The organism is Nesterenkonia sp. PF2B19, from assembly GCF_001758425.2.
GTDB classification, from domain to species: Bacteria; Actinomycetota; Actinomycetes; order Actinomycetales; family Micrococcaceae; genus Nesterenkonia; species Nesterenkonia aethiopica.
The window spans coordinates 1-8,971 of sequence record NZ_MDSS02000087.1 but is presented as its reverse complement, the minus strand read 5'-3'; the positions used below and the strand labels follow the sequence as shown (position 1 = coordinate 8,971).

8 protein-coding genes and 1 pseudogene are annotated in these 8,971 nt (G+C 69.8%); 8 read left to right on the top strand and 1 reads right to left on the bottom strand.

All coding sequences use genetic code 11. The features are described 5' to 3' along the window. Positions 1–1,711, bottom strand: a 1,711-nt coding sequence (locus BCY76_RS16405) for a proline dehydrogenase family protein (RefSeq protein WP_170922738.1), incomplete at its 3' end; no start/stop codon positions are given. A 245-nt stretch (positions 1,712–1,956) separates the two neighbouring features. Here BCY76_RS16405 and BCY76_RS16400 point away from each other — a divergent pair. The 8 genes and pseudogenes from BCY76_RS16400 (at position 1,957) to BCY76_RS16365 (ending at position 8,810) form a co-directional block, all read left to right on the top strand. After that, entirely contained in the window at positions 1,957–2,715 is a 759-nt protein-coding gene (locus tag BCY76_RS16400; RefSeq protein ID WP_139827858.1) for a hypothetical protein, read from the top strand. Then, on the top strand, positions 2,712–3,077 hold the full coding sequence (locus BCY76_RS16395) for a GntR family transcriptional regulator (RefSeq protein ID WP_085437928.1): 366 nt from the start codon (positions 2,712–2,714) through the stop codon (positions 3,075–3,077). Before BCY76_RS16400 ends, BCY76_RS16395 begins: the two co-directional genes overlap by 4 nt. Next, the gene (locus tag BCY76_RS17785) at positions 2,974–3,375 is read left to right on the top strand and encodes a hypothetical protein (RefSeq protein ID WP_139827856.1); all 402 of its coding nucleotides are present in this window, start codon (positions 2,974–2,976) and stop codon (positions 3,373–3,375) included. Before BCY76_RS16395 ends, BCY76_RS17785 begins: the two co-directional genes overlap by 104 nt. 268 nt (positions 3,376–3,643) lie before the next feature. Next, a complete protein-coding gene (locus tag BCY76_RS16385; protein WP_085437926.1) occupies positions 3,644–4,651 on the top strand; it encodes a LacI family DNA-binding transcriptional regulator in 1,008 nt (335 codons plus the stop codon). A gap of 131 nt (positions 4,652–4,782) precedes the next feature. Further along, complete coding sequence (locus BCY76_RS16380; RefSeq protein WP_083277306.1) at positions 4,783–6,129, top strand: sugar ABC transporter substrate-binding protein; 1,347 nt, start codon at positions 4,783–4,785, stop codon at positions 6,127–6,129. Then, positions 6,126–7,106: a carbohydrate ABC transporter permease gene (locus BCY76_RS16375; protein WP_070158892.1), complete on the top strand. Its 981-nt coding sequence runs from the start codon at positions 6,126–6,128 to the stop codon at positions 7,104–7,106. Before BCY76_RS16380 ends, BCY76_RS16375 begins: the two co-directional genes overlap by 4 nt. A 7-nt stretch (positions 7,107–7,113) precedes the next feature. Continuing rightward, positions 7,114–7,926, top strand: coding sequence for a carbohydrate ABC transporter permease (locus BCY76_RS16370; RefSeq protein WP_070158893.1), 813 nt, complete (start codon positions 7,114–7,116; stop codon positions 7,924–7,926). Between the two features lie 57 nt (positions 7,927–7,983). Beyond that, positions 7,984–8,810, top strand: a pseudogene (locus BCY76_RS16365) (ThuA domain-containing protein). The last annotated feature ends 161 nt before the right edge of the window (positions 8,811–8,971 follow it).

Below are 8,971 nucleotides of genomic sequence, written 5' to 3'. Positions count from 1 at the left end.
CCACTCGACGGCGGCGGCTCGGGCGCCGGTGGTTCAGCGCGTCGACGTCGTCGATGCTGATCTGCTCCGGCACGGGCTGGGCCTCCAGCCAGCCGGGCTGAGCGGCGCGCTCCAGCGCCTCACGCGCCCATTCCTGGTTGGCCGGAAGGGAGGGGTCGGTGTCCGGCTCGTTGACGAAGTCCGGGACGCCGGTGGCGTAGTCCGGGGAGGCCAGGGCGGCTTCGGCCAGACTGTGCCCCTCCTCACGGCGGTCCTGGGTGTGCTGCGGCGACGGCGGCAGATGGCCGTGGCTGCGCAGGATCTCCGCCAGAGTGTCCACCGAGGCGCGGAAGCGGTCCTCCTCCCGGCGGAAGACGTGGCTGCCGGGCTGCAGGTCGAAGATCCCGGACATGAAGTTCTCGCTGGAGGCGTTCTCCTCCAGCCGGCGCACCAGATAGGAGATCGCCACGTCGAACTCGGCGGGGCGCACCGCCGGCACGTAGAGCAGCAGCTGGCCGACGTCGGAGCTGACGGCCTCGGCCTGTTCGGTGGCCATGCCCTGCAGCATCTCGAACTCGAGCCGGTCGCTGACGCCGCGCTGCACGCCGAGCAGGTGGGCGAACGCGATGTCGAACAGGTTGTGCCCGGCCACGCCCAGGCGCACGCCCGCCATGTTCTCCTGGGTGAGCAGCCAGTGCAGCACGAGCTTGTAGTTGGCGTCGGAGGCCTCTTTGGACTCGCAGACCACGCGGGGCCAGCCGGCGATCTCCGCGTGGACCGTCTCCAGGGCCAGGTTGGCGCCCTTGACCAGACGCACCTTGATCCCGGCGCCGCCGTCGGCGACCCGCTGGGCGGCGAAGCCGGCGAGGTCCTGCATGGCGGCCAGGGCGTCAGGCAGGTAGGCCTGCAGCACGATGCCAGCCTCGAGGTCCGTGACCTCCGGCAGGGACAGCAGGCGTTTGAACACCGCGATGGTCAGGTGCAGATCGCGGTACTCCTCCATGTCCAGGTTGATGAACTTGGTGCCGGCCGGTGCCTTGGCGGCCTCCTGGTACATCGGCACCAGGCGCTCGACCACGTAGTCCACCGTCTCCTCGAAGCCCCACATGGACAGCTGGGAGGCGATGGAGGAGACCTTGATGGAGACGTAGTCGACGTCGTCGCGGCGCAGCAGCCGCAACGTGTCCTCCAGGTGCTTGTCCGCCTCGGCCTCGCCGAGCACGGCCTCGCCCAGGAGGTTGATGTTGAGCCGGTGGCCGTCCTTGGTGAGGGTGTGCACGGCCTTGCCGAACTGCTTGTCCCGGGCGTCCACCACCATGTGGCCCACCATGGAGCGCATGCGGGCCCGGGCGGCGGGGACGACGACGTTCGGCAGCATCCGGCCCAGCGCAGAGCCGGCGGTGATCTGGGCCCGGTCCAGAGCGTTGAGGGTGTCCGGGGCGATGCCGCCCAGCTCGGACAGCGCCTGGGCGGCGGCCTTGGTGTCCTCGGTGCGGATCACGCGGTCCACGAATCCGACCGTGAAGTCGAGCCCGTGCGGGTGGGAGAGCACGGCGGAGAGCCGCTCGGCGGAGGCGTGGGGCTTCGTCCCGGCGCGCTGAGTGGCCTCGAGCCACTGGGTGACCTTCCCGACGGCGGCGTCGGCCAGGGCCGTCAGCTCGGCCTGGGCCTCGGGGAGGGGCTCGAATCCGTCGGCGGACGGGGCGGGGGTGTGCTGGAGATCTGCCGTCATGATGCCTCGCTGGGGTCTGGGGTGAGCTGTGCGGGGGCGCACCGGTGGCCGGGAGGAGCAGCGGTGGTCCGTGGGCGGCCCGCGGGCCGGGACGTGCCCGCTCGGGGTGACCGGACGGGCGTGCGGCCGAGGCGCGGGCCTTCCGGCGGGTGCGCGTCGATGCTTTCTGCCAGTGTGCGCTGTGGCATTCGGACGGGGGAAGGGTGATCGACCCCACGGTGGCGAAGATGAGTCAGAATAGGGTCATGACTGCGTCCCGGGGGCGGCCCCGCATCCAGGAGACCGCCGATGAGATCGTGGCCAGCGTGCTCGCGACGGCGGGTCCGAGGGTCAGCACCGCCGAGTTCTCCACCCGACGGGTGGCCGAGCTGACGGGGTTGAGCCAGTCGGTGGTCTCCCGGGCCTTCCGACGGATCCGTCGCGCGGGGGAACACGCCGGACGGCGCGGTGGCGAGCGTGGCGGCGAGGATGAGGCGATCGAGACGATCCGGGCGGTTGAGATGTCGGGGCGTGCGTTGCGGCTGGGGCGCGTCCGGGTGAGCTTCCCGGAGATTCTGGTGGAGTTCCGGGAGGTTGCGCCGGCCGAGGAGCGCACGGTGTCGCCGCGGCCGACCGCGTTCGGCCGACGGCGCGCCGCGGTGATGGCGGCTCTGGAGGTCTCGGGCGCCCGTGGCTGGCCGGAGCAGGGGGAGGCTGTGCCGGCCAGCGGAGAGTCGGCCCGGGGGCTGCGGGTGGTGTGGCGGCCAGGAGCCACCGGCTGGGAGGAGTCCGCGGGGTCAGTGGCGGGGCTGCTGGACCGTTGCCTGCCGGTGGACGACGCGTGCCGGGGGATCTGCTGCAGCAGCTGGCCGCCCGGGCGGGGCGCGGGCTGCATGGGGTGGACTGGCGGCGGGGCGAGCCGGTGGAAACTCGTCAGTTTTCTGACTCAGAATCGTTGGCAGTGCCCGAGTATCCGGCCCCGGGGCGGGCGAGTCGGTGGCTGCCGCATGCGCAGCTTTCGGTGACCGAGCAGATCGCGATCGCGCTGCGCAAGGAGATCATGAATGCCGGGTACCGTCCGGGGGACCGGCTGAGTGCTGCGCCGCTGGCCTCTCGGCTGGGGCTGGGGGCCGGCACCGTGCGCACGGCGATGCGGCGGCTGGCGGACGACGGCCTGCTGGCTCCGGGCGCCGGTGGGTTCAGCGTGCCGCAGGTGACGGGTGCCGACGTCATCGACCTCTATGCGGCCCGACTCCACGTGGGGATGGTGCTGCTGCGCGGCTGTGCGGAGCAGCCGCGGCATCGGCTGCTGCCGGCGCGCCTGGCGCTGGGGGCGGTGGAGGCCGCGGCCAGGGAAGGAGGCCGGCGCCGACGTCGACCAGGCTGACCTGCAGTTCCAGCAGGAGCTGGCCGATGCGGCGGGGCTGGATCAGTCCGCCCGCAGCTTCCATGCGCTGACCCTGCGGGTGCGGATGTTCATCTCCGTGCTGCAGCTGGACTACACGCCGGCGGTGGAGAGGATCGTCCACGATGATCGCCGACTGATGGCGGAGCTGATCGCCGGCCGCGCGGAGGAGGCGGTGCGCACCTGGCGGGCGAAGCTGGACAACGCGGTGCGCCACATGTCGGCACTGGCTCCCGAGGCCTTCGACGCGGACCTGTGGGCGCGACTGAGCCGGGCGTAGGGGTGGCGCGGGTGGGGATGAGGTCGGCCGTGCCGGTCTGTCCCCCTCCCCTTCGTCTTTCCCCGACTGATAGCGGCTGGACGGACGAACAGCACGGGGACGAACAACTCGGGGACGGACCGTGGAGGGCGGCCGAAGGGGCAAGGGAGTCTCGAGGGCGGGGGTTGCATCTCTGCCCTCGATGTGACTAGAGTCACGGCTGTATCCCAAGAGTCGATACGCATCGACTTCTCGTGACGGGAGAATCTCGGCAGAAGGAGGTGGTTCTGTGGGTCGTGGTCCGACCAGCAAGGATGTCGCACGGCTGGCCGGCGTCTCGCAGAGCACGGTCTCCTATGTGATGTCCGGGAAGCGGTCCATCTCTGCTGAGACGCTGCGGCGTGTGGAGGAGGCGATGGCGGCGCTGAACTATCAGCCGCACGCCGGAGCCCGCGCTCTGGCGGGCAGCCGGACGAACACCATCGCGATCGTCATGCCGTTCGCCTCGGCCTACGACGCCGGTCAGCTGATGGCCTTCGTCGAAGAGTTCGTCCTGGCCGCCCGGGTCCACGACTATGACGTGCTGCTCGTCACGGCGGAGGAGGGGATCGAAGGCCTGCGTCGGATCACCGGAGGGCGCCAATGCGATGCTGCGGTGGTCATGCAGGTCACTGCGCAGGACCAGCGTGCCGATCTGGCTCGCACCCTCGACTTCCCGGTGATCTTCATCGGAGTGCCGGAGGACACCACCGGCCTGGCCTGCGTGGACTTCGACTTCGAGGCCGCCGGGAGGCTCCTCGTCGAGGAGCTCGCCGATCTGGGGAACACTCGCCTCAGCGTCCTGGGTTGGGGAGCCGACTCGGTCGACCGGGACTACAACTACATCGGTCGCTTCGCACGAGGGGTCACGGGGGCGGCGGAGGCCCATAGGCTTCCTGTCGACTGGCACCTGGCGCCGGCGGCCGACGGCTTCGCCGCGGTCCTCGACGCGGGTCTGCATCCCGACGGTGGCCGGACGGGGATCATCATGACGGCCGGTCTCTCCGGCGGGATGCGCGCGCTCGCCCTGCGCGGACTGGTCCCCGGGAGGGACGCCGACGTCGTCGCTCTGTGCACCGAGGCAGAGGCCGAGGAGCAGGTGGTTCCGCTGACCGCAGTCTCCACCCAGCCCCGAGACGTGTCCCGGATGGTGGCCGAACGGCTGTTCGCGCTGATCGATGCAGGCCGTCCGGCCCAGGAGGGCGTCGACATCGTGACCGCCACGCTGGTCCGCAGGGCATCCACCGGGAGGGCCTGACCCAGTTAGGGGGTCTGTGCTGCAGTGCAGGCCCCCGACAGTCCAGAGTTCCGTGATCTGAAGGAGAGTCCATGGTTCTGCACCCAGCAGTTCTGCACTCACTGTCGATACGTATCGATAGGTGATGCGCGATGAGCAGACGAACACACCACCACGCCCAGCAGGGCCGCGCCGGGTCCAGCCGCCATGACGGTGGCCCGCGCGCCGGCCTGAAGGCGCTCGGGCTTCGGTCACCCGGCCTGACGCCGTCCCGCCCGGCGTCGTCGGGACTCACCCGGCGCAGCCTGCTCTCCGCCGGGATCTTCGCTCCGGCCGCGGCGCTGCTGAGCTCCTGCGGAGACACCGGGCGCACCCCGGCGGATACCCTGCGGGTGATGGACTCGTACTCCAATGATCCGGACTACGGGATCATCGGCGAGGCGCTCCAGCAGGCCGCGGACACGGTCGGGGTGAAGCTCCAGCGTGTGGCGGTCTCCGGCCAGTCCCTCATTCAGCGCGTGCTGCAGCAAGGATCCTCGGGCACGTTGCCGGACATCCTCATGCTGGACAACCCGGACCTGCAGCAGATCGCCGCCACCACGGCGCTGCGCTCCTTCGACGAGCTCGGAATCCCCACCGCGGGATACCACGACGGCGTGCTGGACGCCGGCACTTATGACGGGCAGGTCTACGGTGTGGTGCCGACGGTCAACACGATCGCCCTGTTCTGCCGCACTGCCATGTTCGAGGATGCCGGGCTCGACTATCCGCGCACCTGGGAGGAGCTGCGCCGCTGTGCGACCGACCTGACCCAGGGGACCCGCTATGGGATCGCCTTCTGCGGCAATGCCACCTACGAGGGCACCTGGCAGTTCCTGCCGTTCTTCTGGTCCAACGGCGGGGACGAGCGGCATATCGGCACCCCGGAGGCGGCGGAGGCCCTCGGTCTGCTGTCCGACCTCGTCCAGGAGGGTTCGGCGTCGTCGTCGGTGCTGAACTGGGGTCAGGCTGATGTGAAGGATCAGTTCGTGGCCGGGCGCGCGGCGATGATGATCAACGGGCCGTGGCAGCTCCCGGAGCTCTCCGGCCTCGAGGACCTGGACTACGAGATCGTCGAGCTTCCGGTGCGGGACTCGGCCCAGCGCTCCGTCGCCCCGCTGGGGGGTGAGGCTTGGACGGTCCCCGCCACCGGCGATCGTGACAAGGAGGAGCTGGCCGCGGCGGTGCTCACCGAGTTCCTCTCCGACTCCAGCGTGCTGTCCATGGCCGAGCAGCGGTTCACCGTCCCCGGCCGGCCGGGGCTGACCGCAGAGTTCCTCCGGCGGCGCCCGGAGATGGACACGTTCACCGACCTCATTCCGGACGCCCGGGCGCGCACGGCCCAGCTGGGCGAGGACTGGCCCACCACGGCCTCGGCGCTCTACACCGCCGTGCAGCTGGCGGTCTCCGGGCAGGCCACCCCCGCCGAGGCACTTCACCGAGCGGAGGAGTACGTATGAGCATCACCAGTGTCCACGAGGCGACGACGGCACCTACCGCACCCGGTCAGCGCGGGGAAGGCCATGCCGCGCCGAGGGTCTCTGCCCGGGCCAGTGCGTGGCGCCACCGGCTGGTGACGGCCCTGTTCATCGGTCCGGCCGTGCTCTACATGCTCCTGTTCTTCGGCTACCCGGTGGTCCAGAACGTCATCATGGGGTTCCAGCACTACACGATCACCACCTTCTTCACCGGGGAGGCGCCCTGGGCCGGATGGTCCAACTACACCGAGGTCCTGACCAGCCCGCTGTTCCGGACCGCGGCGGCCAACACCGTGATCTTCACGGTCGGCTCGATCCTGGGCCAGTTCCTGTGCGGCCTCGGGCTTGCACTGTTCTTCCGTCGGCGGTTCCCGCTCTCCGGGGCGCTGCGCTCCCTGATTCTGCTGCCCTGGCTGATCCCCCTCATCGTGGCCAGCGCGGTGTGGAAATGGCTGCTCGACACCGACGCCGGTGCGTTGAACCGGGTGCTCATCGGGTCCGGGCTGGTGGAGTCCGGGATCCCCTGGCTGTCCTCCACCGGCCTGGCCCTGTTCACCGTGATCATGGTGAACATCTGGATCGGCATCCCGTTCAACGCCGTGATCCTGCACGGCGGTCTGCAGACCATCCCGCAGGAGCTCTACGAGGCGGGATCCATCGACGGCACCAGCCGCTGGCAGGCGTTCCGGCACATCACGTGGCCGATGCTGCGGCCCGTGGTCTCCGTGGTGCTGGTGCTCGGCGTGGTCTACACGCTGAAGGTCCTGGACATCATCCTGGGGCTCACCGAAGGTGGTCCGGCCAACGCCACGCAGACGCTGGCTACCCAGGCCTATCAGCTGTCCTTCGCCACGTTCGACTTCGGCCAGGGCGCGGCGGTCAGCAACATCCTGATCCTGATCTCCCTGCTGTTCGCGGCCGTCTATCTGCGCCTGAACCGGCGTCCCGTCGACGAGTGAGGTGCCCATGAACACGGTCCGACACCCCAAGCTCAACACTGCCCTGGGACTGGTGATCATCGCCGTCCTGCTGTTCCCGATCTACTGGATGGTCAACGCCTCGCTCCAGCCCGGCGGAGCCACGGTGGACACCGCCTGGCTGCCGCTGAACCCGGACCTCGCCGGCTACCGGACCGCGTTGGAGGAGCAGGGCGGAAACCTGGTGACCAGTCTGATGGTCGCCGTCGGCAGCGTGGCGCTGTCCCTGGCGGTCGCAGTCCCGGCGGCGTACGCTCTGGTCCAGTTCCGCATCCGCTGGGCGGACTACCTGCTCTTCGGCGTGCTGATCAGCCAGATGATCCCCGGCATCGTGATCGCCAACGCCCTGTACAACGTGTACGCGGAGATCGGCCTGCTGAATTCGATCCCGGGACTCATCCTGGCCGACTCCACGGCAGGGATCCCGTTCGCGATCCTCATCTGCCGTGCCCTGATGGGCTCACTCCCGCCGGCGTTGGTGGAGGCTGCCCACGTGGACGGCGCCGGACCGGTGCGCGCGTTCCTGTCCGTGGTGGTTCCGGTGAGCCGCAACGCCATCATCACCGCGGGGCTGTTCACCTTCCTGTTCACCTGGGGTGACTTTCTCTTCGCCCTCACCCTCACCACCACGGAGGAGGTCCGCCCCGTCACGCTGGGCATCTACAACTACCTGGGCGCCTATGTGAACGACTGGAGCTCCGTGATGGCGACGGCGGTGCTCGCGTCGTTGCCGGCAGTGGTGCTGCTGGCTGTGGCGCAGAAGTACGTCGCCGCCGGGGCCACTGGTGGAGCCGTCAAATGAGCGTCGCCGCCACCCGACCTGCCGTACCTGACCCTGACAATCGACAAGGATGGACCGATGACATCTGCTGACCAGCCCGCCCCCTCTCTGGCCTTCGCCCGTCCGATCCGGGTGACCGTCTGGGGCGAGAACCGCCACGAACAGGTCGAACCCGAGGTCGCCGCGCGCTACCCGGACGGGATGCACGGGGCGATCGCCGACGGCGTCCGCCACAACCTCGGTGACACCGCCGAGGTCCGCACGGTCACGCTCGACGACCCCGAGCACGGCCTCACCGAGGAGGCTCTCGCCGCCACCGACGTGCTGATCTGGTGGGGTCACGCCGCCCACGGAGAGGTGGCCGACGACGTCGTCGAGCGCGTCCACCGGCACGTGCTGGACGGCATGGGGCTGATCGTGCTGCACTCCGGCACTGGTCGAAGATCTTCATGAAGCTCATGGGCACCACCTGCACGCTGCGCTGGCGCACCGAGCATGACCGGGAGCTGATCTGGACGGTGGACCCCACCCACCCGATCGCCCAGGGCATCCCGCATCCGATGATCATCGACGAGGACGAGATGTACGGGGAGCACTTCGACGTTCCTGCCCCCGACGAGCTGATCTTCCTCTCCACGTTCTCCGGCGGGGAGGTGTTCCGCTCCGGGATGACCTACCGCCGCGGCTACGGGAGGATCTTCTACTTCCGGCCGGGCGACCAGGACTTTCCCACGTACTTCCATGAGGGCGTGCGCCGGGTGATCTCCAACGCCGTGCAGTGGGCGGTCACCCACCGGCCGGAGCGGACCACCCCGACTCTGCTGCGTTATGAGACCGAGGACTTCTACACGGGGCACGGCTACGCGGGTCCGATGGACTCTGATGCTGAGGAGGTGCGCGCATGAGCACCCCGCTGATCCTCGTCGGCGCCGGCGGAATGGGCCGGGCCTGGCTGCAGACCATCCTGGACGAGCCTCGGGCCGAGCTCGCCGCCGTCGTGGACCACGACATGGAGGCCGCCCGCGCCGCCCTGGCCGAGGCGGGCCGTCCGGACGTGCCCGTGGGG

What these genes read in the sequence shown, in the direction of transcription:
- BCY76_RS16400 (WP_139827858.1), top strand. Translation starts at nt 1,957, where the DNA reads ATGACTGCGTCCCGGGGGCGGCCCCGCATCCAGGAGACCGCCGATGAG.
- BCY76_RS16380 (WP_083277306.1), top strand. Translation starts at nt 4,783, where the DNA reads ATGAGCAGACGAACACACCACCACGCCCAGCAGGGCCGCGCCGGGTCC.
- BCY76_RS16375 (WP_070158892.1), top strand. Translation starts at nt 6,126, where the DNA reads ATGAGCATCACCAGTGTCCACGAGGCGACGACGGCACCTACCGCACCC.
- BCY76_RS16370 (WP_070158893.1), top strand. Translation starts at nt 7,114, where the DNA reads ATGAACACGGTCCGACACCCCAAGCTCAACACTGCCCTGGGACTGGTG.